The following is a 26,341-nucleotide window of genomic DNA, read 5'->3' on the forward strand; positions in this document are numbered from 1 at the left end:
CTAGGCTCAGGACCTATTAATTTGATGTGAGATGTGATTCACGGTCTCTGATAAGGAGGCCCTGATGAGTGATTTGTTTTTGCTGAGCGAACGGCAGATGGCGCGGATATCGCCGTACTTCCCGTTGTCGCATGGCGTTCCGCGGGTGGTCGACCGGCGTGTGGTGAGCGGCATTGTCTACGTGATCAAGAACGGCCTGCAGTGGAAGGATGCGCCCAAGGCGTATGGCCCACACAAGACGCTCTACAACCGCTTCATCCGCTGGAGCCGGCTCGGCGTGTTCGACAGGATCTTCGCAGCGCTGGCCGGCCAAGGGCCACAACCTGAGCGCATCATGATCGACGCCACCCATCTGAAGGCCCACCGCACGGCGGCGAGCCTGCTTAAAAAGGGGATGTTCCCCGTCGTATCGGGCGCACAAAAGGCGGGCTGAACTCCAAGCTGCATGCCATTTGTGATGCACAAGGCCGTCCGCTTATCCTGCTTCTGAGCGAAGGCCAGATGAGTGATCACAAGGGCGCCAGGCTCATGGTCGACGTCTTGCCGCCCGCTGCCAGCCTCATTGGCGACAAGGGCTACGACAGCAACTGGTTTCGCCAAACCCTCGCCGACAGGGGCATCGAGCCCTGCATTCCGCCGACCAAGAGCCGCAAGCAGCCGCTCGACTACGACAAGGCGCTCTACCGCCAGCGCCACAGAATTGAGAACATGTTCGGCAAGCGCAAGGACTGGCGGCGCATCGCCACGCGCTACGACCGATGCGCCCACACCTTCTTTTCGGCAATCTGCATCGCCGCAACGATCATCTTCTGGCTTTGATCAATGAGTCCTGAGCCTAATTCGAAGAAGCTGCTAATTACTCACGCGGGCACGCCCGCCCCGCTAGCTGCATATTGGTCTGCCTAGCGGATCTTTGTAAACGGTGCAGCGGACTCCCGCTTCCCGCCCTTCCTCGACTTCCGACCGAGCCGCAGCCAACGACCGCTTTCGGGATGTCTAGTTCCGAACGTGAACGACCGAATTTGGGGGCGCAAGGCGGAAAGGCTGCTACGCGCCATGTAATCGTGGCGTTCTGCAGAACGTAGTGCTCTGGCAAACCAGATCGCAGTTCTCGGCTACTCTGGGATAGAGCGGGATGAATCTAGGTTTGACCGTATCCCACCGATTCAGGCTCTCTTCATCCCGCTCTAGTGCATTCGAGCAGTTTGTGCGGATCTGCAGCTACGGACCCAACTGTTGTGCAGCTTCGGCGGGCGCGGCGAACGCTGCGCCATAGAAATGGAAGCATACCGCGACAAGGTTGAACGTATCATTTCACCCATCATCGCAACGCTTTGCCGGCCCGCGAGTTAGGGCTTCAGCAAACAGGTGCATTTCCATGCAGGAAGCAGAGCGCGACGAAGCGGCGGCGCCGTCCCATGAGCGTTCGAGCGAACCGCCTCAGGTCATCGTCGTTGACAAGACCCTGAAGGCACTGGGAATCGGAACCTTCCTAATCATTGTGGTCGTGGCGCTCTATTTCGGGCGTGATTTCCTCCTGCCCGTCGTGCTTGCGTTCCTCTTCGCCCTCGTTCTTGGTCCGGTGGTTCGATCTCTCGCCAGGCGAGGTGTTCCTGAATGGGCCACCGCGATACTGCTCGTGGTCATACTCTCCGCGCTCATCGCATCCGCGCTCTACTCCTTGAGCGGCCCGGTTTCGCAATGGATCGATGACGCGCCGCGTATCGGCCGCGAAGTGCAGGACCGGATCGCCACGCTGCGCCGCCCAGTGGATGCGGTGGTGGATGCGTCCGAGCAGGTCGAGCAACTCGCCGAATCCGAGGATCCGGAAGCGCAGCGTGTCGTCTTGAGCGAGCCGGGTCTCATCAGCCGCGCCGCCACCGGGGCGCCCGAGGTCGCCGCGCAGATCGGTGTCACTCTCATTCTGCTTCTCTTTCTGCTTTCCTCAGGCGACATGTTCTATGAAAAGCTGGTGAAATCGCTGCCCACGCTCTCGGACAAGAAGCGCGGATTGCGCATTGCGCGGACGGTCGAGCGGGATGTATCGCACTATCTTTTCACCATCTCGTTCATCAATGTCGGCCTTGGCGCCGCTGTTGCGGCGGGCATGTTTGCGATCGGCTTGCCCAATCCCGTGCTCTGGGGCGTGCTGGCCGCGCTGTTGAACTTCATTCCCTATCTCGGAGCCCTGCTCGGCGTCGTGCTTGTTGGTGTGGTCGCCCTCGTCTCCTTCGATACGATCGGGCTGGCGCTCCTTGCACCGCTCATCTATCTTGCCTGCACTACCCTCGAGGGCCAGTTGGTCACCCCGCTGGTCATCGGCCGCCGGCTTGAGATGAACCCCGTCGTGATCTTCCTGGCGATCGCATTCTGGGGCTGGCTGTGGGGGATCGTCGGCGCGCTGATCGCCGTTCCGCTTCTCGTTACGCTCAAAGTATTCGCCGATCACGTTGAAGGCCTGTCGGCTCTGGGAGAATTCCTGGCGGGGCGCGACGTGCCGCAGGTGCAGGAAGAAGAACAAGAGCGCGAACCAGCCGAATCGCCCTAGGTTCCGGCGGTCGAGCGGTGCTAAGCTTATGATCCAGTCAACATGAAGCGCCCTTCGGCGGGTTCACGAGACAGATGAAATCCATTCTCGTCGCTTCCGGATGCCTGCTTATCGTCGTGACGCTACTATCATTCGTGAAAAGCGCGAGGTGGTGGATTCGCGGCGCGGACTTTCCGCGCCTGCAGATCGCCGTCTCGATCGCCGTTGTGCTGTGTGCGTACCTGTTCCTCTATGGAGGGGAGGACACGTGGGACGTAATTTTCCTGATCACGCTCGCAAGCGCGCTCGGCTACCAGGGTTTTCGGATATTTCCTTACACGATCGTGGCGCCTCGTCAGGTTGCGAAGGCACCCGACGATGCAGATCCGGCAAACTCGATCCGCCTCCTGATCGCGAATGTCCTGATGGAGAACCGGAAAGCCCAGCGATTTATGGCTCTCGTGCAGGAAACCCGACCGGATATCATCCTGGCCGTGGAGACCGATGCCTGGTGGGACGAGCGGTTGCGCGAGTTGAACGACGATTATCCGCATTCCATCAAGCAACCGCAAGAAAACCACTACGGCATGCACCTTTTATCCAAACTGGAACTGGATTCACCCGAAGTGCGGTTCCTGGTGGAAGAGGACGTGCCCTCGGTCCGCGCTTCCGTGCGCTTGCGATCCGGCCGGTGGATCGCATTCTTCGGCGTGCACCCGCGACCGCCGGAGCCGCGAACCGACACCGAGGAACGCGATGCCGAAATCCTGATCGTGGGCAGGCAGGTGAAGGCGCAGAACCGGCCGGCGATCGTTGCGGGCGATCTCAACGACGTCGCGTGGTCCCACACCACACGCCTTTTCCAGCGCATCAGCGGTACGCTCGATCCGCGGCGCGGGCGCGGCATGTTCAGCACCTTCCACGCCCGATACCCCCTGTTTCGGTGGCCTCTGGACCATATTTTCCATGACGCCGCCTATATGCTTGTCCGCCTGCAGCGCCTTCGCGATATCGGTTCAGATCACTTCCCGGTCCTGGCGGAACTGCACTACAGTCCAAAGGCGGCCAACGGGCAGGAGGCACCAGAACCCGACCAGGGCGACCGGGCGGAAGCTGGAGAAAAGATCGCCGAGGGCAAGGCCGCCGATTAGGCGATTGGCGGCGTCCGAGCAGTGGCGGCCATCACATGCATGGAACCAAACGGCTCGCAGGCTGTTCGGTTTGGCCACCGTTCCGGAGATCGGCTGGTGCCGCGGAGGTTTTCCATGTCCGAGTCAGTGGTCCTAAGGGGGATGGGCGCCATCGCCCACAAGAACGGCGTTGCATTCCGTGTGTGGGCGCCGCATGCCGACGCGGTATTTGTCACCGGCTCATTCAATGGCTGGTCGGATGACGAAGCCCCGATGGCGGCGGAGGGCGATGGGATCTGGTACGCCGATGTGGCCGGAGCAAAACCCGGCGACGAATATCGGTTCCTGATCCGCAATGGTGAAAAGGTTCTGTCGCGCATCGACCCATATGCCCGCGAAGTGACGAGCTCCGTCGGCAACGGAATTGTCGTCGAGCCAGATGAGGACTGGCATGATGTCGATTTCCAGACGCCGCCCTGGAATGAGCTGGTCATCTATGAAATGCATATCGGCACGTTCCATCGTCCAAGCGAAGAACAGCCGGGGACGTTCGAGGACGCAGGCGAAAAGCTCGCTCATTTGAAGCGGCTGGGCGTCAATGCGGTGCAGATCATGCCGGCGATGGAGTTCGCCGGCGACGTCTCATGGGGCTACAATCCCGCCCATATCTATGCCGTCGAGAGCGCCTATGGCGGGCCGGACGACTTCAAGGCCTTCATAAAGATGGCGCACCGGCACGGCATCGCCGTGATCCTCGATGTGGTCTACAACCATTTCGGCCCGAGCGACCTCGATCTCTGGCAGTTCGACGGCTGGAGCGAAGACGACAAGGGCGGGATCTATTTCTACAACGACTGGCGCAGCGAAACGCCCTGGGGCGAGACCCGCCCGGACTACGATCGCGGCGAAGTGCGGCAATTTATCCGGGACAACGCCCTCTTCTGGCTCGGCGAATACCACCTCGACGGGCTGCGCTTCGACATGACACTCTATATCCGCAACGTGCGCGGAGACGAGGCAGACGAAGGTGATGCCCTTCCCGAAGGCTGGAGCCTGCTGCAATGGATCAACGGCGAGGTCCGCGAACGCTTTCCGGGCCGCATAACCATGGCCGAGGACCTGCGCAACAAGGCCGAGATCACGGCGGCGGTCGAGCAAGGCGGGGCCGGTTTCGGCGCTCAATGGGACTCGGAGTTCGTGCACCCCATCCGCCAGGTGCTGATCACCGGCGACGACGAGGCGCGCCACATGGCGACCGTCGCCCACGCGCTCCAACATTCCTACAACGGTGATCCGTTCCAGCGGGTTGTCTATACTGAATCGCACGACGAGGTGGCCAATGGCCGCGCGCGCGTTCCCCACGAGATCGCGCCCGACGATTTCTCCCATTGGGCGGCACAAAAGCGCTCTACCCTCGGGGCGGCGCTGATGTTCACCGCGCCGGGCATCCCGATGCTTTTCCAGGGGCAGGAATTCCTCCAGGGTGAGTGGTTTCAGGACACCGTGCCGCTCGAGTGGGATCAGAGCGACGAATTCAGCGGCATCGTCCGGCTCTATCACGACCTCATTCGCCTGCGTCTGAACCGCTCTGACGCCACCCGCGGCCTGCTCGGACGCGACATAACGATCCCCCGCGTGGACGAGGAACAAAAGCTCCTCACCTTCCACCGTTCGGTGGAAGGCGGGCCAGGGGACGATGTGATTGTCGTCGCGAACTTCAGCCACGCGCCCCGGGAGGCCTATTGTATCGGCTTTCCCCGTCAGGGCGTATGGAAACTCCGCCTGAACACCGATTGGGTTGGTTACAGTCCGGATTTCGGCAATTTCTCCAGCCAGGATGCCGTCGCTGAACCCGGCGAATGCGACGGAATGGCCTGGTCGGGCGAGATCGCGGTCGGGCCCTACAGCGCGCTGATTTTTTCGCAGGACGATTAGCCGAGCCCCATCAGAGGGGCTCACACGACCTGGAGTTCATATTGGTCGCTCGCTTCAGAACTTTGTGGGAGAGTGCTAGTACCAGCCTGTGGTTCGTTCCCGGCCTTCTGGTTCTCGGTGCCGTGCTGCTCGCCTGGTCTGCATCAGCCATCGAGGTCGATACGGGAGGTGCAGCAACCTGGTGGTTGCACAGTGGCGATGCCGAGGACGCATCGACGATGCTTTCGGCACTGCTTCCCGCGATGATCAGCATGGCCACGCTGGTGATTTCAATCACGGTGGTGGTCCTGGTCCTTGCGGCTGGTCAGCTCGGACCGCGACTGATCCGGAATTTCATGGCCAGCGTACCAACACAACTCATGCTGGGCATCTTCCTGGCCACGGTCGTCTATCTCATCCTCGTGCTCCGCTTTCTGAATGACGGCCGTCAGGGCGACACCGCGCATCATCTGGCCGTAACCATCGCGACCGCGCTCGTGCTGATCTGCGTGTTCTTGCTGCTGCTGTTCGTTCATCATCTCGCCCGTTCGATCGTCTCCGATACGGTTATCGAACGGGTCGGGCACGAGCTCGACGCCGCCATCCTTCGCATGCTGCCCGAGGCGAAGGATGGCAGCCCCCGGCACGAGCCGCCAGCGTTGTTTCAGGGAGGGATCAGTCTGTGCCTGCCGGATGGAGGCTATGTGCAGGCCATAGACTATGAGGGGTTGGTCGCCTGTGCGCACAAGGCGGGTGCGGTGATCGAGCTTCACTTCCGGCCGGGACAGCTCCTGATCGGGCAGGGCGACCACGGGCGCGTTCATGCCGTCTCTGCGTTGGATGAAGAGATGCTGGGCGAAATTTCGGAGTATGTCGTCCTCGGCAGCCAGCGGACCGCCGCCCAGGACCTGGAATTCGCTGTGCGGCAACTGGTCGAAGTTGCGCTGCGAGCACTGTCACCCGGGATCAACGATCCCTTCACGGCTATCGCGGCGATCGATCGGCTCACACTGTCACTCGCGCTCGTCATGCGCCGCGACGAAGCGCAGGCGGCCTGGAGCGATGAGGAAGGAACCATCCGGGTGACAAGCAAGGTCACCAGCTTCGGCGGCATCGTCGACGCGGCCTTCAATCAGATCCGGCAAGCGACGAGCCAGCCGGCCGTCCTCATCCAACTGATGACGGCATTGGTGCTGCTGTCAGAGCACGTCCGTCGCAAAGAGCATCGTGAAACGCTTCTAAAGCATGTCGAACTTGTGCTTGCAGCCGGCTCTAGGTCGATCGAGGATGCCTTCGATCTGAACGCCTTGAAAGAGCGCGGTGATCTCGCACGCGCTTGTCTGGACGGCGTCGATCGTCTGCCCGGTGCCATGATCAAACGCTCTTGAACGCGTCGGGCACAGCATCGGAAATCGTGCCCGCACCTGTTGCAAGCACTTGTCCAACGTCCTTATCCCCTCGGGGCTATCGGCCGCGGGCGCGGGATGCGTTCAGCGCCACGGCGGCGCGGATGAGCGCCGTGAACGCTTCTTCGTTGATCTCCTCGCCCTCACGGATATCGATGGCACGCCTGGTGTTGCCCTCGAGGCTGGCGTTGAACAGGCCCGAGGGGTCTTCCAGAGAGGCACCCTTGGCGAAGGTCAGCTTCACATAATTCCTGTATGTCTCGCCGGTGCAGATGATTCCGGCGTGCGACCAGACCGGAACCCCTCTCCACTTCCATTCCTCGACCACTTCAGGATCGGCCTGCTTGATAAGCGCTCGGACCCCGGCGAGCGTCTCGCCCCGCCAATCATTCAGCTCCTCGATTCGCGCATCTATCAGCTGAGAAGGAGAGCCTTCCGCTTCTGTCTTCTTCATGCCGCCCTCGCTCATTTTTCTGGCTGGTGTCGTTCTCTGCATGCGTGGTTTCGCTTCTGTTCACATCCTTTCACCGGGCAACTGGCTGGCTTGCTCCACCCACGCGACGAATTGCGCTTCGTCGAATTGGTCCTCGTAGATGTCGAGGTAGCGCACATCCTCGTGCTTGGACGCGCCGGGCGGGACAGGACTGAGTGACGCGCCACGGAAGAAGGTCACCTTGATGTACTTCGTGAAGCAATGGAAGCTGAGGAACCAGCCCTGGCCCTCGTCCTCGACGCCGTAGAAGGGCGAATTCCATTTGACTGCCTTGCGCACGCCGGGAACGACGCGTTCGATGAGCGCGTCGAGGCGGCGCCCGACGTCGCTTTTCCAGCCCGGCATGGCGGCTATGTAGGCCTGCACGGGGGCGTCGCCGTAGCCCTTGGGGATCTGCGGGTTGCCGCCTGAGAGGAGGACCGGCTTTGCGGGGGGCCCTTTGGTGCCGGTCTTCTTCGCGGCGGTCGATTTCTTCGCCTTGTCGGCCATTCGTGTTCACTCCATCTCACCGGCGGGCCGCCCGCTACGCCGCTCGGTGACATAGGGCAGCACAAACATGTACAGGCCCGTGAACAGCAGCAGGAAGAGCGGGAGCAGCGGCGAATAAACCACCCAGGCCGGAGGCTCCCCCAGCCCCATGGCGACGAAGTTGGCGATGACGGTCACCGTGAAGATGATCGCCAGCCAGCGGTGAACCTGCCGAATCCACATGTTCCAACTCATTGATATCTCCTTTGATGGCGTGCCGGGGCGGATCGGACGACCCGAGATCAATCCGATCGCGCCAGCACCTTCTCCAGGGCATCAAAGAACCGCGGCCATCCGACCTTGGCGCCCCGGAAGTAGGGCTGCTGATCCGGCCGGAAGCCCTCTTGTTCCATCCGTAATAGGGTGCTTGAACCCGTCGGGATGAGAGTCCAGGTGACGACGCTTCTCAGATCCTTGGTATCCCACGTGTAGGACAGCGTCTTGTTCTGCTCGACCGTCCGGACCTGGCAGTCGACGGCACCCCAGTCTGCGCTGAGATTGAAACGGTGTCCCTCGTCCGCCTTGAAATCGTTCTTCATCAGCCAGGCCTCGATCAGGTGCGGCTGCGTGAGCGCGCGCCAGATCTTTTCCGGCGGATGCGGAATCTCCCGTTCGACGACGATGGAGAGTGTTTCGGTCATTGGTCCATCCTTCTGAGCAGGTCTTCGAGATCGTCGAACCGGTCTTGCCAGAAGCCGGACATCTGGTTCGTCCAGTCGACCAGGGGGGCGAGAGCGCCGAACTGCGGACTATAGTGCGTCTGGCGTCCCACGTGGCGGTCGCGCACCAGCCCGGCCCGCTTCAGAATCCCGAGATGCTTCGAGACGGCCGGTTGCGAGATCCCGGCCCGGGCCGTCAGGGCCCCGACCGTCAGGTCCCCCTCGCGGCACAGCCGCTCGAAGATGGCCCGTCGAGTCGGATCGGCGAGCGCTCTGAAAAGGGCATCGTGGGGCTGCGGCATCGTCATCGATAACCTTCTGGCTATTCATTGAACCGATAACCGTCGGGATATGCGTGAGTCAAGCCGGAGTGCCGGGATGCAACGCTCGCCGTTATCCGGCCTTCGAAACGACCGTCCCGGAGGGAAGCTGTTCGACTTGTCCGTGCGACCGGAAGGGCGGTGTGGCGGTTTCCGGGGCGCTCAGCCTGTCTGCAACAATTGCGATATCCCGCGTACGGTGACACGGGTGTTCGACAACACCGCCTTTCAGGGCAAATGTCTCCGGTGGCCACCGCTTCGTTCCTGATCGGCATCGAGCGGCCGGGCTTCCGACGGCAGCAGCACCGGTACACCATCGCGCACGGGATAAGCGAGCCGCGCCTTGGCAGAGACGAGTTCCGCACGTTCGGGATCCCACTTCAAGGGCCCTTTCGTAAGCGGGCAAACCAGGAGCTCAAGAAGCTTCGGCTCGATCAACCGCCGGCCGCTCCGCCCGCCGTCAGCCATGTCGGCGAAGCCTCCATATCCGTTTCCATTGCCGCCTCTCTCCTGATGAGCTGCGCCCGAAGACATAGCACAATCGGCGCTTCGGCAGGAGACGGGAAAACTCGCGTGGCACCGCTGGTGCCCTATTGCAAGCTGGAGGGGGACCTGTCGCCACCGCGCGCCAGCGACAGCTCCGTGACGGCAACGAGCGTTTCTGCCCGGGTCTTCAGATCGGCAGCCTCCAGAAGCGCCTGTTTCTCCTCCGGTCCGAAGGGCGCCATCATGGACAGTGTATTGACCAGCAGATCGTTTGCAGCACCGCGGATGCTGTCCCAGTCGGCTTCCAGGTTGTTGGCTTCAAGATAGGCCTGGAAGACCTGCAGGAGCGCTGCCCGGTCGATACGGCCCGTGCTGTTGTCCGCCTCGAAATCCGCACCGAGGGGCGCAATGCGGCATTGCCGGAAGGGCGTGCCGGCGCGGACCTCGCCGCGGCACCGGAAACGGCAGATGCCCACGAGCGAAATGAGATAGCGGCCGTCGCCGCTCTCGGCAAAGGAGACCACCCGCCCCGCGCAACCGATGGCGCTGAGCGCCGGCTCCGTACCGGTCGGGCCATCCTCGTGAGCGCCGAGGTCCGGCTGTATCATGCCGATCACCCGCGCCCCGGCGAGCGCATGGTCAACCATCGCGATATAGCGCGGCTCAAAGATATTGAGCGGCAGGCGGCACCCCGGCAGGAGGAGCGCTCCCGCCAGCGGAAAGACCGGGATCTGATCCGGCACCGCGGACGCATCGGCGTAATGTGCATTTCCAGCCTTCAAGGCCCGCTCCTGCATCCCGCGTTCCGGAAGACCGATGGCCGGCGACGCCATGCTCCTCAGGAAAACAGCAGTGAGGACAGCCTGCGCCTGGCTGACAGCGTCACCGGGTCGCTCGCACCCCACGCGTCGAAAAGCTCGAGGAGCTTCGTCCGTGCTGCATCGTCCTTCCAGCCACGATCGGCCTTGACGATGGCCAGCAGGTTCTCTACCGCCTCCTCGCGCTGCCCTTGAGCGTTGCGAACCAGCGCCAGATCGAAGCGCGCTTCATGGTCGGACGGATCGGCCTCGAGCCGCCTTTGCAGCTCGGCCGGATCGCCGAGTTCGGCCACCTGTTCGGCGAGAGCCATCTTGGCACGCACCGCGGCGACGGCAGCGGCATCCTTCTTGGCTTCCGGCACGCGCTCGAGCACGGCACGCGCCTCGTCCGCCTGCCCCGCCTCGAAAAGCAGGTCGGCGAGACCGGCCAACGCCTCGACGTGCTCCGGCTCCTGTTGCAGGACGGCCGAATAGATCTGCGCCGCCGTTTGCGGATCGCCACCCTCGCGCGCCTCGGAGGCAGCGGCGAGCGCTTCGTCGATCTTGTTGCCGCCGCCGGCTGAGATCTTCTTTACGAACTCGCGGATCTGGCTTTCGGGAACCGCGCCCATGAAGCCGTCCACGGGCTGGCCGTCCTTGAAGGCGATGACGGCGGGGATGGACTGGATGCCGAGCTGGCCCGGAATGGCGGGATGCTCATCGATGTTGAGCTTGACCAGTTTCACCTGGCCGCCCGATTCGCGCACCACCTTCTCCAGTGCCGGCGCCAGCTGCTTGCAGGGGCCGCACCAGGGAGCCCAGAAATCGACGAGTACCGGCTGCCGCCGCGATTCCTGGATAACGTCGGCGCTGAAGGCGGCCGTGGAGGTCTCCTTGATCACCTCTCCCGCCGCGGGCGCGCCCAGCAGATCGGCCGCCCCGCTCGGGGCGACGTTTTCCCGCCCCGCGCCGAAGCTGACATTCGCCGTCATCCCGGTGCCCGATCCGCCGTAGGGATTGTCGCGGTCGCTCATTGCTGCCCCTTCCTGTCTTTATGCCCTGCGCACCACCTTGTGTGCTCTACGTGGCAGGGCAGGATACGTGATGTGGCCATCATTGTGAAACTTTCAAGATCAGCGGCTCGTGCCCGGTCGCTTCCAGAAAGCGCGGGAGATCCGCCCGGGCGATGGAGGTGGTCGCTTCGTTGTGAAGCGGATGGGCGTTGATGATCTCGTGCGCCATCAGAGCCTCGTCGAGGACCACCGTCACCTCTCCCGCAATGTCGTTGACCACCCCGAACAGCGTGACCGCTCCGGGCGAGACGCCGAGATAATCCATGAGCCTGTCGGGCCTTCCGAAGGACACCCGGCCGGAGGCCCCGATGATGTGATGGATGGACTTGAGGTCCACCCGGGCATCCTCCTCCACGGACACCAGAAAATGCCGGTCTTTCCTGTCCTTGAGAAAGAGGTTCTTCGTGTGCGCCCCGGGGATCTCCCCGCGCAGGCTCTGTGATTCCTCGACCGTGAAGAGCGGCGGGTGCTGCCGCGTCGTCACCGGGATGCCGAGCTCGGCAAGATAGTCGAACAACGCTTGCGGTGATTTCGGCATCGGTTCCCCGTCATGCGACATCTTCCAGGATTGCTGGTGTAAGCGTTCTGGCCGCCGCGACGCAAGGTGCCACGGAAAACACGCGGCCGCCCACCCGCCTTCCGCATGCGAATCCACCAAGAACAAAAAATGCCACACGATTCCCTGTTGCATTCGGCCGGCACTTCAGCCATATAAGCGCCGCTTACGGTGTTTGCCGTGAAAGCGGGTGTAGCTCAGGGGTAGAGCACAACCTTGCCAAGGTTGGGGTCGAGGGTTCGAATCCCTTCGCCCGCTCCAGTTTCCAAAGGTCCTCAAAGCCGCGGAACGCCGCGGCTTTCATGTTTTCAGGGCGGCTCAGATCCCAATCCGAAATCTTACCTCGACAGGCCAGGGTTACCGCGCGGTTACCAGATTGCGGATTCGACGCAGCTTGAAATCGCGGTGTTCGCCCGCTGTCAGGCGGTCGATGATCCAGCTCCAGAATGTGAGCTCCAGCCCGAACGTTATCTCCTCGGGATGGCCGCAGCCCCTACTCCCGCAGCCAACACTCCAATGAAGGACAGTGACTGAACTGATGAGAAAGAACGCTATCCCGGATTTCAACGATCGTCGCAAGCACGCGGCGCAGGCACGCCAGGCCATGCTGGAAAAGTTCCGTGCGGCGCCAGGGCCAGACGATCCGCGCATGGTCGAGAAGCGCCGCGAGCGCGAGGCGATCGCCAAGGCCCGGGCCGAGCGCCAGGCCGAGCGCGAGCGCGCCCGGCAGGAGAAGGAGGCTGAACTCGTCCGCCAGGCCGAGATTGCGGCAAGCACTGCCGCGGAGGCCGAGCGCCTCGCGGCCGAGGAAGCGGCACGTCTTGCCGCCGAGGAGGCTGAGCGCGATACGCTTCTCAGGGCTGACCAGAAGGCCGCCCGCGACGCACGCTACGCCGCCCGCAAGGCCGCAAAGAAGGAACGTCGTAAGGGCGGCAGCCGAGACAGGGGCTACTGAGGGCGCCTCGGGCTCGAAACCCTCGCCCGCTCCGGCTTCTCCAAAACCTCAAAGCCGCGGAACGTTGCGGCTTTTGTGTTTCAGGGTCTGTGCGACCCTGATCGCCAGCGTTATTGCCACGTGAGGCTTGTGCCCGAACGATACTGCCCCGTGACGTCGGCCGGCGGCTCGTAGAAGATCGAGCTTTTCTCAAGGTCAATTCGAACCAGACCGCCGCCATGTGCAACCATTTGCCTCCAGATCTCAAACCCCTTGAGGATGGCAGCCTCCCAGTCTGCCAAGGAGCATCGTCCGACTTCGAGATGGCCAACCATGCTCTTAATTGTTTTCAACAAGCCATAGTCAACCTGATCGATGCCGGCGAGAAAGCTATCGGCGTCGTTCCGATCAGTTTCCTGCTTGCCTATTTCGGGAAGGCGTTCATAACCGCCGATCCCACGCACATGATGATCATAGCCGTCGCGGTCGGTGGGATCACGCTCGTGCCCATCGCGCTGAAGCTCCTGTGGGAGCGATACAGGGATGGATGAACCAGGCACACCCATGGGAAGCACCGGCGTGCGTCGAGTCACAGCATGGAGCCGATGTCCGAGGCACCGGTGGGATAGGCGAACATGGTCGTTTTGAGCTGCTCCGCCGTGAGGCCGTGGCGTATCGCCAAGGCAAAGATATTGATCACCTCGTCGGCATGCGGGCCGACCAGATGTGCGCCAAGGATGTGATCTGTCTCCTCGTCGACAACCACCTTGAACCCGTAGGTGGGCTCAGCGGCCTGGCGCGCGGTGAACCAGTCGGATGCCTTTTGAGCTTTAACACCAATATTGAGCCCTTTCCGGCGCGCCTCGGCTTCGCTCAGCCCCACGGCCGCTATCGGCGGGATTGTAAAAGCGACGCTCGGCACGGCGCGATAGTCCGGCTTTTGACGGTTACCTTCCAGAAGGTTCGCCGCGACCACCTTCGCGTCGTGGCTCGAGACCGGTGTGAGCGGCGGCCCCACCTGAGCGGCATCGCCGGCCGCATAGACGGCCGGATTTGAAACGCTTTGCAGGTATTCGTTGAGCCGCAAACGGCCATCCTTCACCGCCGCGCCTGCGGCATTCAGGTCGAGATCGTCGAGCGCCGGCACCCGGCCCGCCGCATGCACGACCAGATCCGCCTCGACGGCAATCTCTCGCCCTTCGAACGAGGCTTTCACCCGGTATCCGTTCGCACCTTTTTCGATCGCTTCGACGACCGTGCCGGTGCGCACATCGATTCCCGCTGTCTCGAATTTCTCCATGAGCCAGTCGACCAGATCCGGCTCGAAGTGCGTGAGCATGCGCGCACCGCGCTGCAGCACCGTCACCTGTGCTCCTGCGCGCGCTGCGATGTGCGAGAACTCGGCGGCGATATAGCCGCCGCCGACCAGAACGATCCGGCGGGGAAGGGACTCCAGTTCGAGGAATTGCTCGTTGTCGATCAAGTGCTCCTCTCCAGGGATGCCGAGCTTCATCGGTTCGGCGCCGGCGGCAATCAGAATGTGCTTGGCTTCGAGCGCCTCTCCGTCGACCTCCAGCGTGGTGCGGCCGGTGAAGCGCGCCTGCCCGTGAAAGGTATCGATGCCCTTGTCGGCAAACACCTCCTCGCGGTTCTGCGGCACCGGATTCGTGAAGCTGCGCTTGAAGGCGATCAGGTCCTGCCAGTCGACGTGGGTATCACCGGCAATGCCCTTGCCGAGCATCCGAGCGGCATGGTCGGCCGCCGTGGCGCCGCTCACAAGCATCTTCTTGGGATCGCATCCGCGCAGCGCGCACGTGCCGCCAAAGGGGCGGAAGTCAACGACGGCAACGCTCCATCCGGCTGCGCGCACGCGCATCGCGGAAACCATCGCCGCCGTGCCCGTCCCGACAATCACGAGGTCATATCGCTTGCCCATTTTCTGTCTCCACGTTTCAGGGTCGCTCCCCGCGAGTCTTCTTCCGTTTCCGTTCACCCGGCGACGAGCTTCTCAGCCACCCACTTCATACGGCGACGTTGCAACCTCTGATGGGTTCCGGTTGGTGCGCCGCAACGCGGTTCGAGACCAGCATGCGCTCTGTCGTGCGATAATATGAGCCCGATTGTCCAAGTCCACGGCAGCGGCGTGATCATTTTTCGACTCCTGCCGGCCCCGCGGCGATTATCGGCCGATTTCTGCCTACGATTGGTAGTGACGCACGGCTGGTAGTAACGCACGGCCAAGGCATGAGGCTCCCAAGCGCTCCGTCAGAATACAATCGCACCTCACGGGTGCATCAACACCGCGTGACAAACTCCTCTGTCCATTAGACGTGTGATGCCTAAGCAACAGATAAGCAAACGGTGGCCCGGTTTCGGGAGCAATAGCAGCGTGTTCAATTTGCATCTGGGGCGAACAAGCGCATGACCAAATCACCAACGCGTAGAACGACTGCTTCCGAAACGACCGGCGTCGATCGCCGGGCATTTCTTCGGGCAAGCGGCGGCGCGGCCTTGCTCGGGCTCGCCGGTTGCTCGACGGTCAGGACAGTACAACCCTTTGCGAGGCGGGAGATTGCACCCGCACCAGAGGGGCCGGCCGCGCAGCTCGGAGGCGAATTCGCCTACTACGCGGCCATGTACGCAGCGCGCCCGGAAGAGAAATTTCCGCTTCCCGCCGTGCCGTTCCAGCGCATCGAACCCGTCTATTACAGGCGGCTTGTGGACGACCCGACGGGCGAACGGCCCGGAACGATCGTCGTCGATACAAACAACCATTTTCTCTACCTCACCCAGGAAGGCGGCAAAGCCATGCGCTACGGCGTCGGCCTCGGTCGAGCTGGCTTCGAATGGTCAGGACGCGGCGATATCCAGTACAAGCGCCCCTGGCCGCGCTGGACGCCGCCGGACGAGATGGTGGCGCGCCAGCCGGAACTCGAGCCCTACAGCATCGCCAACGGCGGCATGGATCCGGGCCTCGACAATCCGCTTGGCGCACGCGCCCTGTACATCTTCCAGAACGGGGAAGATACGCTTTACCGAATCCATGGATCGCCGGAATGGTGGTCGATCGGCAAGTCTGTATCATCGGGGTGTGTTCGCATGCTCAACCAGGATGTGATCGATCTCTACGATCGCGTGGTGAGTGGCACGCCCATTCTCGTTACCAGCCTGGATGCCGCTGAAACCCTTGTATCGGCATGAACGACGGCCCCTCGGTTTCGACGGTAGAGCGACGTTCAAAGTGGCGCGTCTTTCTTGGCAAGATTGGCGCGAAATGAAAGCCATTCATAACTGAGAGCGATGGCGAGCGTGTCGACGATGTGCGCCGCCAGCGCCGCCCATGTGTAGGCACACCCAGCCGCTCCGCGGTTGCGGTGTGTACGCCGCGGCAATAGCGGCAACGGTTGAGGCCCGATACATACGTGGCGATCAGTTCGCGCTCGGCCTCGGTGAAAGGGGGGGCGCGAAGCAGGGCCTCGTGAAACTCGATCAAAGGAGCGTTGGTATCAGGAAACCTCTTGAAGACGTCCAGCAAGGTTGCGCCGGCCGGAAGGTAGGGCATGACATTTCCTCGCTTAAATCACCGATCATTCTTCAAGAGTGGAGCAAGAAATCTTACGGCTGGATTCGTAAGAGCTCGCATCCTGATCCACATATTGCCGTTTTTTCTCCCTCCGGCAGGATTGCTGCGCGAATATGCGAAAGAATGTAAGGCAGCGCTCGCTTCCTAGTAGGGATTACGCAGATCGTCACAGAGGCGGAGCTTTCACTGCGTGACGATTTGGATGTCCGGATGAAACGCATGTGCGACGAAGGCGAAGGTGATGTCGTGCGGCACGTCCCGCCCGTCCTTCGTCACCCGCACGGTGCCGATATCCCGCCCCTCCGCTATCGTCGCGCTATCGAGCGCGGAGGCCACACCGGCTTCGTAGGTGATCCGGTAACCATTCATCTCGAACCCGTCGGTCCTGACCTTTTCGAGGCTGACGATGATCGGATCACGCTCGGTTCTGACGACCACCACATGCGCCATGGCGGGGATGTCTTCGGGGAGCTCGCCATTGAAAAGGAAGGGGGTCGCGGCGGTATCATAGCTTGCATAGGGGTTGCGGCCGTAGTCGCGGAAGCCGGGATTGTTCGGGACGAGCACGAGGCCGTCTGGATGCGCCTTACGGAAGGAGCCGAACGAGACGATGCGCGAAGGTAGAAGCTTGAGCTTCTCTCCCGTCAGCGCCCCGACGATGGCTTCACCGGTGAACTGCTGCCACCAGCTTTCAGTCCGGCGGTCGTACATGACCAGGTCTGAATGCCGAAGCTTGCCGCTGGTGCCGAACTCCAGGACCTGCCCGTCCAGACGGCGGTCAAAGACAATAGCAGCGTTGCAGAGCGGACAATAGGTGACCGCGACCGGCGTGCCGGCGACCATATCATTGGCGATCTCATGCCAGGTGAGCACCCGCAGCGGATAGGCCCGGATATCCTCGCCGAGGCCGAACTGGATGACCGGCTCGCGATCGGCGATGTCCGTCACCGCAGAGGCTTTGACGAATTTCGGATTGTCGATCGAGGGAATGCCGTCGCGCGGCGGACCGCCGGAGATGATCTCGTCGAGCGGCACGGAAGACTTGGAGAAGTCCGTCTTCCAACCTTCTCGAGCCCAATCCTGAGGGCTCGCAAAGGCGATGGCGGGAGAGGCCGCAATCAGGATGACAAACAGAAAAGCTTTGCTCAGCAGTCGCATCGGTAACGGACCATCTGGCGGAATTCGCATCGATTCCACCACGGCCGTCCCTCACGGTCCAATCACCATCGCGTATTCCTCCTCCTCCTCGGATTTTTCAGGTTTGGCGGCCGGAACGGGATGCTTCTCCGCCTTCAGTTTGTCCGCCCATAGAAGCGATTTGTAATCGAAGTCGGAGGTCAGGCCCGGTTTGACGATCTCGAAATAGGGTGACAGGTCGAAATCCCGCGGCACGAACAGCGAATGGTGGCGGATGTGGAGGATCTCCCGCCGCAAGGAGCGGGAGGCGGGCGAGACAAGATCGCGTGCTTTCGTCGTCTTCGGCAGAATTGGAAAGCGCACGCTCTGGAACGCCTGCGCGATTAGCGAAGAGCAGATTGCGCGCGTCGGATCGCCGGAGCCGAACGAGATCATGCGGCGGCGCCAGCGCAGCGGCACGGGCGGCGTCGGGAAGAAATAGCGCAAAAGATCGAAGATGTTTCTCATGTCGTATGTCAGTCCCAACCGCGCGACCACCTCCTTACTCAGCAAGGTGCCCAGGGTTTTGATCGCCTGTGCACGGCCACCTTCAGCGCGCCGATGCTCATGCCGGTGACCGCTTCCGCTTCCTTCATGGTCATCTCTCGAAGCTTCAGCATTTCCACTGCCTGGCGCTGCGCGTGGGGCAATTGGAGGATGGCGCGCCGCAACTGCTCTTTGTCCTCACAATGGCTCAGATTCGCATGCTGATCCGGCTCCGAGCGAACTTCCGGCAAACACTCCACTGCAACCTCGTGCGCAGCCCGCGGGGCGCGACTACTACCTTTGCAGCCACCAACGTCACGATTTTCGTGCGACGAAGAATGGCCGCGTGTCCTTGCCACGCGAGGCGTGACGCTCCCGAGCAACGATCTCGAACCCGGCATCAGCGATCTCGCGTTCCAGTTCGTCAGCGTCAAAAACGCTAACGTACGGCGCCTTGCCGAAAAGTCGCATTACCGGAATCCCGATGTGTACCAGCAGGTTCATTTCCTTGAGGCACGGCGTTTTGGTGATGAACAGCCCACCCGGCTTCAGGAGCCGGTGAACGCCGTGCAGGGCGGCCTTCCGGGCGGCCACCAGATGCAAAACATTGAAACTCAGCACCGCATCGAATGGACCTTCAGGCCAGGAGACACTGTCAGGTGTCGCGACCTGGAAATCGATATGGGCGTGACCCTCCGCCTCCCTCTTTTCACGGGCAATGGCAATCATCTCGCCGGAAATGTCGGTCGCCACAATACGCGCCACGAAAGGTGCAAGCCTGAGCGCCGTCGTGCCCGTGCCACAGCCGAACTCGAATACGGTATCATTGCTGTCGAGCAATTTGCGCGTACGGTCGAGCGTTTGCTCATACCCAGCGATGTCGGCGATCGGGTCCTTGGCGTATTTGCGTGCGATGCGGTCCCAGAAACGGGCTTCGTTGGTAGCGCCGAACAAGGAATTCCCCCGGGTGCCGTTTTCCTGCAAGGACCCCTTACAAGAAAACGGTACTCAATTGTAAAGGTCGTCGATGCCCATGCCGACCTGCAACTCGCCGTCGAACCGGGTTCCCGTCGTCCTGGCATTAAGCCTTTCCAGCGCCTTGTCGTAAGCCTGCGCGGAAAGTGGCATATAGCCCGTAAAATGCACCCAGCTTTGTATGCTCCCGAGATAGCTTCTCAGAAACTCCTGCAAATCGGGCTTGCTGTCCAACGATGCGGCGTTGACGTAAAGGAACAGCGGCCGTGCAAGCGGCTGATAGCGCCCCGCCAAGACCTCGCGCATGGCCGGATGCACCGGTCCATTGCCGGAATCGATGCCGAGATCGTTCATCTCCTCCCAGTTCCGGAAGTAGGCGCCGACACCGAAAAAGCCGAGCGCGTCGGGGTTGACCGCGATTCCGGCAACCAGTCGTTCCTCGTCCTCGCTGGCGGTGTAATCGCTGCGGCTGGCCCGTGTTTCGCCAACGATGACGGTGGTGAAATAGTCGTAGGTTCCCGAATCCTGACCGCGCCCGAACAGCTTGATCGGGCGATCTGGCCATTCCTCACGCACCTGCTGCCAGGTCGTGACGGTGCCCTCGGCCGCCGGCTCCCAGAGCTTGCGCAATTCCTCGACCGTGATGGATTTCGCCCAGTCATTCGTCGCATTGACGACCACGGCGAGCGCATCGAAGGCGATCGGCAGTTCCACATATTCCACGCCGGCCTCGGCACAGGCCTCCATCTCTTCCTTGTTGATCGGTCGAGAGGCGTCGCTGATGTCCGTCTCGCCCGCGCAAAAACGCCGGAAGCCCGCTGTCGTCCCCGAGAAGCTCACATCGATCTCCACGCCGGCGCGTCGCGCCGCTTCGACCGTGATCGGATAAACGGTGCTCGATCCGTCAGCGGTGATCTGCTGCGCCGCCGCGTTGAATGTCATCGCTGAACTCAGGCCCACGAAGACGGCAAGAAGCAACGATTGCGTCCTCATCAGGCCGCTCCCGTTTCCGGTACCCGCGCAAGAACGCCAAATCATTTCGATTTGCCCCGCAACTCTGTCAGGACCTGTTGGAAGAAGGCCTTCACTTCCGTCCAGTTGATCTGCCCCTGCTCGAGATACAGTTCCAGCGAATCGATGGCTTCATGCTGATCGCGCTGCTCGCGGCGCTCCAACTCGGCGCGAATCTCGCCGATATGCTCTTCCGTTTCGTCCAGAATCCCTTTGAGGTCTTCCTTCGACAGGCGGCTAAGATCGTTCATGGCAACACCTCAGAACAAGACAGTGATGGCGATAAGCAGCAGCGGCACCACGATGAAGACACCCAGAACCCACACCGCAGCATAGATTTTGCGCTCGGATGCGAGTCCGGCAAGCCATTCGGCGCCGAATATCGGCAGGTTCCGCAGGAACGGCAGGCCGAAAATCAGCGCTACAGCGAACACGTTGAAGAGCACGTGGACGATGGCGATCTCCAGGGCGTGTACCGCCACGGCGCCCGTGACGGCGGTCGCCGCCAGAAGTGCCGTCACGGTGGTCCCGATATTCGCTCCCAGCATGAACGGGTAGATCTGTCGAAGGGAGAAGGTGCCCGCCCCGGCCAGGGGCACCATGAGGCTGGTCGTCGTCGACGAGGACTGCACGAATATCGTAACCAGGGTCCCGGAGAAGATACCGGTAACCGGCCCTTTGCCGATCGCGCTGTGCATGACCGCCTTTGCCCTGCCGACCATCAGCACCTTGAGAAGCTTGCCGATCTGGGTGATGGCCAGGAAGATGAGGGCAAGACCGATCACCACCATCGCCAACCCCGCGAAAATGCCCGGCAGCAGGTTGGAGACGCCTTCGAGCGTGCCGACGAGGGGCTTGGTCAGGACCTTCATGAAGTTCAGCCCGGACATGGAATAGTTGGCGTCGCCCACCAACAGCCCCGCGACCGTCTCCGAGATCCGTTGCAGAAGCCCGAACATGATCTCCAGCGGCAGAAAGATGACGATTGCGAGCAGGTTGAAGAAGTCGTGAACCGTCGCCGCCGCGAAGGCGCGCCGGAACTCCTCCTTGTCGCGCACATGTCCGAGGCTGACCAGCGTATTGGTCAGGGTCGTGCCGACATTCGAGCCCATGATCATCGGTATCGCGATCGCCACCGGCAAGCCGCCGGCGACCATACCGACGATCAGGGACGAGACGGTCGAGGAGGACTGGATCAGTGCCGTGGCGACGATGCCGATCACCAGCCCGACATAGGGGTTGGAGGCAAAGCTGAAAAGCTGCTGCGCCTGCCCGCCCGTGGCCACCTTGAAACCCGTGCCGATCAGGCTGACCGCGCTGATAAGCACGTAGACAAGAGCGATGACCGCCAGCCACTGCGGTAAACGGCTGCTACCGCGTGCCGATGCCTGATCGAGTGTTTCAGTGTGCGACATCCGCCTCTCCCCTTTGAATGGAAACCGGCTACCACCGGTGGATAACAGCCGTGTGACCGCCGCGTTTACGGCTCTGTCAGGCGGATCCGCGCCTCTTGCTTCTGCAATAAAATCGTTATGCCCGGGCTGTAGGTGTTGTTGGCAAACTGCAAAGGGCAGTGGACATCGTATGCGGAGGCCAGAGATGGAGAAGAGCGACGCAAGGACGAGCGCGGAAGATTGGCTGAAAGCCGAGTTGGACGACACTCTTGATGAGGATTACGAGCTTGAGCTTTCGGAGCCGGCCCTCTCGCTCGAACTGGCGAAGATCTACAAGAAGGCGCATCCGGACACGATCGACCGCCGCACCTATTTCCACGAACTGATCCGGCTGCAGTCGGAACTGATCAAGCTGCAGGATTGGGTGGCGCACACCAAGGAGAAGATCGTGGTCATCTTCGAGGGCCGCGATGCGGCCGGCAAGGGCGGCGTCATCAAACGCATCACACAGCGCCTCAACCCGCGGATCTGCCGCGTCGTCGCTCTGCCGGCGCCCAGCGATCGCGAAAAGACGCAATGGTACTTCCAGCGCTATGTGCCGCATCTGCCGGCGGGCGGCGAGATCGTGCTGTTCGACCGCTCCTGGTACAATCGTGCCGGCGTCGAGCGGGTGATGGGCTTCGCCACATCGGAGCAGGTGGAGGAGTTCTTCCGTGACGTACCCGAGTTCGAGCGCATGCTGGTGCGCTCCGGCGTCAGGCTCGTCAAATACTGGTTCTCCATCACCGACGAGGAACAGCAGTTGCGCTTTCTGTTGCGCATCCATGACCCGATGAAGCAGTGGAAGCTCTCTCCCATGGATCTGCAATCGCGGGTGCGTTGGGAGGACTACACCAAGGCCAAGGAGGAGATGTTCGCGCGCACCAACATCCCCGAGGCGCCGTGGTACATCGTCGAGGGCAATGACAAGAAGCGGGCCCGCCTCAACTGCATCGATCACCTTCTGCAACAGGTCCCTTATGAGCCTGTGCCGCACGAGGAGATCGAGCTGCCCGACCGCGTGTTCAATCCGGAATATGAACGCGCCGTCCTGCCGCGAGAGCTCTACGTGCCGCAAAAATACTGACTGGCCGTTAGGGTGGATCGCGGAACATCGCGATCGCATCCGACAACAACTCGGGGTTCGTCCTGTTTGCGGTGCCGGAATCCTAGCTTGAAGGCGGCCCGACTCTGGCGGCGAAGGGGAGCAGTGTGGCGTCCAGCGCGGTTCTCTTCGCCGTTACAGCCCGAGAGATTGCAGCACGATTTCTGTGCTGCGGAACAGCCTTGCGTCGGCGAGAGGCCGACACCCCGAACCACCGGCCTCGATGCCGATCCGGATAAGCTGCGAGGACTCCCGCCTTCTCAGATGCCCCTCCGCTGGTCGTGAGCAGAGCGCGGTCAGAATTTTCCGACGACGTTGAGGAAGACGCCCTGGTCGTCGAGGGTGAGGTCTCTGAGGTCGTCGGAGAAGCGTCCGAAGTTGTAGCCGACGCCGACCTTGAAGTTGTTGCCGACATGGCGGTAGAGGGCGGCGAGGGCGCCATACTCGGTGTCGACGTCGGGGATGTGCATGAGGCGGCCCTCGACGAGCAGGTCCCATTTCTTGATGAGATGCAGGTCGGCGCGCAGGATGCCGAGATGGGCGGAGGATTTCTGCCATTCCTCCTCGAAGGCGGTGTGCGAACCGTGCCCGGTGCGGTATTTGACCTCGCTGATGCGGAAGCCGTATTTGCCGCCGATGGTGAGCCAGGGCACGAGGTCGTAGCTGACGTCGGCCGACAGGATGTGGCTGCGCTGGGCCGGCGCATGGGAATCGCCGGTCGCACCGCTGATCACTTGCCTGTTGCCCGGCAGGTCGTAGAGCCAGGTGTATTTGAACAGCGCGTTCAAGCGGTCGTTGTCGACCGGCCGGTAGGCGTAGCCGAGCGAGGCCTCGACATAGTCGGTGTCGGCGAAGAAGACCTCGCTGGACTTGGTGTCGGAGACCACCGCGTCGACATGGGCGAGCAGCCGCCAGTCGGGGCTGGTCTTCCAGCCGAGGCCGGCGGCGAACAGATAGGAGTTCTGGTCGCGCGTGCCGTCGTCGGAGCGCTCGATCCTGACCTCGCCGCGCACCCGCGCATTGATGCCCGCCTCCTCGTCCTTGTAGGCGAGGCTGAGCGAGGGCGCGTAGCGGTCGAAGTCCTCGCGCGCTTTGCCCTCATAGACCGTGTCGTCGCGCACCCGGCCGATCTCCAGCCCGGCGTCGACGGTCCACTGGGCGTCGGGCGTATAGACGACGCCATAGGTCTGGGTGAGCGACTTGCGGTTGCCGTAGAGGTCGTAATTGCTTTCCGAATAGGCCGACACCGCCTCGCCCATGCGCCGGCGCATGCCGGCGACGATGGTGCCCTTGTCGGTGCCGTAGAGGTCGCGGCTGTTGTCGAGCTGGAAGGCGCGGTCGGGGTCGAGCCGGTAGCCGACATAGTAGTGGTCGTCGGCGGTCGGGTCATAGGTGATGCCGGCCAGCCCGCCGATGCCGTGCGTGCCGTAGGAGACCTCGCCGGTCACCCCCACCTTCTCCGTCAGCCGCCATTCCGCGCCGACGCCCACCCGGTCGTTGCGGTCGATGTCGCGCGAGCGGTGAACCGTGCCCTGCGCGAAGCCGTAGACCAGCCGGTCGTCGTCGAAGCGGTAGTCGATGCGCACACCGGCATCGACGCGGCTGCCGTCATAGCCCGACTTGCCGGCCCGCCTCGCCCAGGGCGACATGATCTCCGTATAGGTGACGCCGAAGGAGGCCTTCCAGTGCCGGTCGAACTGCCAGCTGACGCTGCCGGTGCCGTCGCGCCGCACCCGCCCGTCACCGTCCTTCAGGTCGTCATAGGCGAGCTTCAAACCGAGATCCTCGGTCAGCTCCAGGTCGGCGTGGGCGCCCCAGATGCGCCGGTCGACGCCGGCATGGTCGAAGAGGCTGGCGTAGCCCGCCTCCTTCTCCTCGTAATAGCCACCCACCGTGCCCTTGATGCCGGCGCCGGCCTCCTCGAGGTCGACCTGCCCGCGCACGCGCCAGGCCGTGCCCTCGTCGTCCGCGCCGGCCGGCGCGCCGGGCCGGTTGTCGCCCCAGGTCAGCCCGCCATCCACCGATTGCGACAGGTTGAAGCCGCGCCCCTTGGAATGGGCGATCTCGGCCTCCAGGAAGGTGCGCTCGGAATGGCGGATCTGGATATCGGCGCCATAGGCCTTCTGGTCGGCAAGCTCGGTCGAATCGTCCATGCCGGTCACGCCGAGGCGGACGTGATCGTTCAGCCAGTGCTGGGCGCGCCCGCCATAGACATAGCCGTCGACATCGCTCGCCAAAGGCTCGTACTCGTAGTCCACCGTCAGATAGAGCCGCTCGCCGCCGAGCGCGCCGTTACGCACGGGGCCGCGCGCCCCGGTCATGGAATTGAGCGGCCGGCGCAGGATGATCACGCCCTGCATGTAGTCGAAGTGATAGTCCTCGCCATAGGCCAGCGTGCGCCGTTCGACGACGCGGTCGGTCACCGGATCGCGCACCTCCACGCGCACCGTCTCCGAGCCCTCGACGATGTCCTGGCGCTTCAGGAAGTAGGCCGAGCCGCCGGTGCCCCGGAACACCTCGCGTGAGGGGAGCGTGTCGGGCTGGGCGGCGTAGAGGGTGACCTCGGTGCGCCGTTCGCCGAAGGGCGTCGCCGCTTCGGAGCGGTAGACGGCGTTGGCCCCGTAGAGCGCCCGGTCGGAACGCAGGAACTCGGTGCCGGTGATCGCCGTCTTGTAGTTGCCCCACATCACGTGGCTGTCGCCGCGCTCCAGCCGCACATAGAACTTGCCCTTGGTCGGCGCGTCCTCGACCATGGTCGAATCGTCGCCATAGACCGGGTAGTAGTCGTCCGGATCGAGCCGGCGCAGGATGCGCCGCGGGTCCTCCTTGTCGAGGTTGCGCCAGAGCGCGTCGAGATCGTCCTCGCCGGTGTCGGCGGCCGCCGTCAGCAGATACTTCCCCTTGATCTTGCCCTTCAGATAGAAGGCCAGCCTTCCCTTCGAATAGACCTCGTCATATTCGCCCGGCCGCACCTCCTCGATCCGGTCGTCGCCCATCCGCTTGCCGATGGTGAGATCGGCCAGCGCGACGTAGAACCAGTCATTGTCGGGAATGTTGATGTCGCGGGTAAAGGTGAGCCCGCCGGTCTTCGACGCGCCCTTCACCGCGACCGCCACGGCATGGTCGCCCGGCGGCAGGATGCGCTGCACCACGAAGGACTGCTCGCGATCGAGCGGAATCGTCTCGCCCAGCACCTCCACCCGGTAGCCAGGCGGAACGTTGCGGCCATAGACCGTCACCGCCCCGCCATTGACGGGAATGTTGTGGAAGGCGGTGCGGTCCTCGCCCCAGCCGGGCGCAACCGCGTCCTCGCGCCTGTGGTCGGCCAGATCCGCACGGTCGGTGCGCGCAATCGTCAGCGGCACCGTCTCGTCATAGCGGCCCCTCTTGTCATGGACGCGCAGCACATAGGCGAACGCGCTCTCTTCCGCCGCCGGCATGGTCCAAGAGGCCGTGCCGTTGATCGCGACGGGAATGATGGCCAGCGGCCGGCCCTCGTGCACCGCATCGGCTTCGAAGATGCGGATCTCCGCCTTGTCGATAAAGGCCGGATAGTTGCTGGTCGCCAGGAACGTCACCGCCTCGCCGGCCGAATAGGTGCGCTCCACCGGCATGGTCGACACGTTGAGAAGCCGCCCCGCCTCGAGCCCGTCGAACTTCACCTGGATGTCGACCGCCGACAGCCCGACATCGGCCTGCCGCTGCCGGTCCACCGGACGGACAGCCCCTTCGACAGGCTCAGGACGGGC

27 protein-coding genes, 1 tRNA gene and 1 pseudogene are annotated in these 26,341 nt (G+C 62.6%); 9 read left to right on the forward strand and 20 right to left on the reverse strand.

Features of this window, described 5'->3' with window-relative positions; all coding sequences use genetic code 11:
* Positions 1-64: 64 nt before the first annotated feature.
* From SIN08_RS05605 to SIN08_RS05625, 5 genes are all read left to right on the forward strand, one after another.
* A protein-coding gene (locus SIN08_RS05605) for an IS5 family transposase (protein WP_322450512.1) occupies positions 65-819 on the forward strand; the annotation gives its coding sequence in 2 pieces (ribosomal slippage) (positions 65-398 and positions 398-819; 756 coding nt in all).
* Between the two features lie 559 nt (positions 820-1,378).
* Positions 1,379-2,548 (forward strand): AI-2E family transporter, encoded by a 1,170-nt coding sequence (locus tag SIN08_RS05610; protein WP_322450601.1) that lies wholly within the window; start codon positions 1,379-1,381, stop codon positions 2,546-2,548.
* A gap of 74 nt (positions 2,549-2,622) precedes the next feature.
* Positions 2,623-3,678 carry an endonuclease/exonuclease/phosphatase family protein gene (locus SIN08_RS05615; RefSeq protein WP_322450602.1) on the forward strand — a complete coding sequence of 352 codons (1,056 nt, stop codon included), beginning with the start codon at positions 2,623-2,625 and terminating at the stop codon, positions 3,676-3,678.
* Positions 3,679-3,792: 114 nt separating this feature from the next.
* Positions 3,793-5,592: an alpha-amylase family glycosyl hydrolase gene (locus tag SIN08_RS05620; protein ID WP_322450603.1), complete on the forward strand. Its 1,800-nt coding sequence runs from the start codon at positions 3,793-3,795 to the stop codon at positions 5,590-5,592.
* 41 nt (positions 5,593-5,633) lie between these two features.
* Positions 5,634-6,959 carry a DUF2254 domain-containing protein gene (locus SIN08_RS05625; protein WP_322450604.1) on the forward strand — a complete coding sequence of 442 codons (1,326 nt, stop codon included), beginning with the start codon at positions 5,634-5,636 and terminating at the stop codon, positions 6,957-6,959.
* Positions 6,960-7,035: 76 nt separating this feature from the next.
* On the opposite strand, the gene SIN08_RS05630 is transcribed toward SIN08_RS05625, so the two are convergent.
* The 9 genes from SIN08_RS05630 to SIN08_RS05670 all read right to left on the reverse strand — a co-directional run bounded on the left by SIN08_RS05630 (position 7,036) and on the right by SIN08_RS05670 (position 11,871).
* Entirely contained in the window at positions 7,036-7,431 is a 396-nt protein-coding gene (locus SIN08_RS05630) for a DUF1801 domain-containing protein (protein WP_322450605.1), read from the reverse strand.
* 60 nt (positions 7,432-7,491) lie between these two features.
* Positions 7,492-7,959: a DUF1801 domain-containing protein gene (locus SIN08_RS05635; RefSeq protein WP_322450606.1), complete on the reverse strand. Its 468-nt coding sequence runs from the start codon at positions 7,957-7,959 to the stop codon at positions 7,492-7,494.
* A 6-nt stretch (positions 7,960-7,965) separates the two neighbouring features.
* The gene (locus SIN08_RS05640; RefSeq protein WP_322450607.1) at positions 7,966-8,193 is read right to left on the reverse strand and encodes a hypothetical protein; all 228 of its coding nucleotides are present in this window, start codon (positions 8,191-8,193) and stop codon (positions 7,966-7,968) included.
* 47 nt (positions 8,194-8,240) lie between these two features.
* Complete coding sequence (locus tag SIN08_RS05645; RefSeq protein ID WP_322450608.1) at positions 8,241-8,639, reverse strand: SRPBCC domain-containing protein; 399 nt, start codon at positions 8,637-8,639, stop codon at positions 8,241-8,243.
* Positions 8,636-8,959, reverse strand: coding sequence for an ArsR/SmtB family transcription factor (locus SIN08_RS05650; RefSeq protein ID WP_322450625.1), 324 nt, complete (start codon positions 8,957-8,959; stop codon positions 8,636-8,638). Before SIN08_RS05650 ends, SIN08_RS05645 begins: the two co-directional genes overlap by 4 nt.
* 246 nt (positions 8,960-9,205) lie before the next feature.
* Positions 9,206-9,445: a Trm112 family protein gene (locus SIN08_RS05655; RefSeq protein ID WP_322450609.1), complete on the reverse strand. Its 240-nt coding sequence runs from the start codon at positions 9,443-9,445 to the stop codon at positions 9,206-9,208.
* A 122-nt stretch (positions 9,446-9,567) separates the two neighbouring features.
* A complete protein-coding gene (locus SIN08_RS05660) occupies positions 9,568-10,260 on the reverse strand; it encodes an LON peptidase substrate-binding domain-containing protein (RefSeq protein ID WP_322450626.1) in 693 nt (230 codons plus the stop codon).
* Positions 10,261-10,301: 41 nt separating this feature from the next.
* Entirely contained in the window at positions 10,302-11,294 is a 993-nt protein-coding gene (gene trxA, locus SIN08_RS05665) for a thioredoxin (protein WP_322450610.1), read from the reverse strand.
* A 79-nt stretch (positions 11,295-11,373) separates the two neighbouring features.
* On the reverse strand, positions 11,374-11,871 hold the full coding sequence (locus SIN08_RS05670; RefSeq protein WP_322450611.1) for a prolyl-tRNA synthetase associated domain-containing protein: 498 nt from the start codon (positions 11,869-11,871) through the stop codon (positions 11,374-11,376).
* 204 nt (positions 11,872-12,075) lie between these two features.
* On the opposite strand from SIN08_RS05670, the gene SIN08_RS05675 reads away from it, so the two are divergent.
* Positions 12,076-12,150 (forward strand) — tRNA-Gly (locus SIN08_RS05675).
* Positions 12,151-12,427: 277 nt separating this feature from the next.
* On the forward strand, positions 12,428-12,844 hold the full coding sequence (locus tag SIN08_RS05680; protein WP_322450612.1) for a DUF6481 family protein: 417 nt from the start codon (positions 12,428-12,430) through the stop codon (positions 12,842-12,844).
* Between the two features lie 110 nt (positions 12,845-12,954).
* Here the strand turns inward: SIN08_RS05680 and SIN08_RS05685 are convergent, their stop codons facing one another.
* Both SIN08_RS05685 and SIN08_RS05690 read right to left on the reverse strand, forming a co-directional pair.
* Positions 12,955-13,389 (reverse strand): hypothetical protein, encoded by a 435-nt coding sequence (locus SIN08_RS05685; protein ID WP_322450613.1) that lies wholly within the window; start codon positions 13,387-13,389, stop codon positions 12,955-12,957.
* A gap of 23 nt (positions 13,390-13,412) precedes the next feature.
* Entirely contained in the window at positions 13,413-14,759 is a 1,347-nt protein-coding gene (locus SIN08_RS05690; RefSeq protein WP_322450614.1) for an NAD(P)/FAD-dependent oxidoreductase, read from the reverse strand.
* Positions 14,760-15,244: 485 nt separating this feature from the next.
* On the opposite strand from SIN08_RS05690, the gene SIN08_RS05695 reads away from it, so the two are divergent.
* Positions 15,245-16,024: a L,D-transpeptidase gene (locus SIN08_RS05695; RefSeq protein ID WP_322450615.1), complete on the forward strand. Its 780-nt coding sequence runs from the start codon at positions 15,245-15,247 to the stop codon at positions 16,022-16,024.
* Here the strand turns inward: SIN08_RS05695 and SIN08_RS05700 are convergent.
* From SIN08_RS05700 to SIN08_RS05735, 8 genes and pseudogenes are all read right to left on the reverse strand, one after another.
* Positions 15,984-16,385, reverse strand: a complete 402-nt coding sequence (locus SIN08_RS05700; RefSeq protein WP_322450616.1) for a carboxymuconolactone decarboxylase family protein — start codon at positions 16,383-16,385, stop codon at positions 15,984-15,986. The genes SIN08_RS05695 and SIN08_RS05700 overlap by 41 nt on opposite strands.
* A gap of 204 nt (positions 16,386-16,589) precedes the next feature.
* Positions 16,590-17,564 (reverse strand): DUF3179 domain-containing protein, encoded by a 975-nt coding sequence (locus tag SIN08_RS05705; protein ID WP_322450617.1) that lies wholly within the window; start codon positions 17,562-17,564, stop codon positions 16,590-16,592.
* A 51-nt stretch (positions 17,565-17,615) separates the two neighbouring features.
* Positions 17,616-18,080: pseudogene (locus tag SIN08_RS05710) on the reverse strand (lipo-like protein); the annotation flags it as partial.
* An 8-nt stretch (positions 18,081-18,088) separates the two neighbouring features.
* Complete coding sequence (locus SIN08_RS05715) at positions 18,089-18,319, reverse strand: RNA polymerase sigma factor (protein ID WP_322450618.1); 231 nt, start codon at positions 18,317-18,319, stop codon at positions 18,089-18,091.
* A gap of 64 nt (positions 18,320-18,383) precedes the next feature.
* Positions 18,384-19,052 carry a class I SAM-dependent methyltransferase gene (locus SIN08_RS05720; RefSeq protein WP_322450619.1) on the reverse strand — a complete coding sequence of 223 codons (669 nt, stop codon included), beginning with the start codon at positions 19,050-19,052 and terminating at the stop codon, positions 18,384-18,386.
* A 24-nt stretch (positions 19,053-19,076) separates the two neighbouring features.
* Complete coding sequence (locus tag SIN08_RS05725) at positions 19,077-20,036, reverse strand: PstS family phosphate ABC transporter substrate-binding protein (RefSeq protein WP_322450620.1); 960 nt, start codon at positions 20,034-20,036, stop codon at positions 19,077-19,079.
* A 41-nt stretch (positions 20,037-20,077) separates the two neighbouring features.
* Complete coding sequence (locus SIN08_RS05730) at positions 20,078-20,305, reverse strand: hypothetical protein (RefSeq protein ID WP_322450621.1); 228 nt, start codon at positions 20,303-20,305, stop codon at positions 20,078-20,080.
* 9 nt (positions 20,306-20,314) lie between these two features.
* Positions 20,315-21,469, reverse strand: coding sequence for a Na/Pi symporter (locus SIN08_RS05735; RefSeq protein WP_322450622.1), 1,155 nt, complete (start codon positions 21,467-21,469; stop codon positions 20,315-20,317).
* 184 nt (positions 21,470-21,653) lie between these two features.
* Here SIN08_RS05735 and ppk2 point away from each other — a divergent pair, with 184 nt between their 5' ends.
* Entirely contained in the window at positions 21,654-22,574 is a 921-nt protein-coding gene (gene ppk2, locus SIN08_RS05740) for a polyphosphate kinase 2 (RefSeq protein WP_322450623.1), read from the forward strand.
* Between the two features lie 314 nt (positions 22,575-22,888).
* Here ppk2 and SIN08_RS05745 read toward each other — a convergent pair.
* On the reverse strand, positions 22,889-26,341 hold a 3,453-nt coding region (locus SIN08_RS05745), incomplete at its 5' end, for a TonB-dependent receptor (protein ID WP_322450624.1).

The sequence above is a fragment of the Chelativorans sp. M5D2P16 genome, from assembly GCF_034427935.1.
Classification (GTDB): domain Bacteria; phylum Pseudomonadota; class Alphaproteobacteria; order Rhizobiales; family Rhizobiaceae; genus Chelativorans.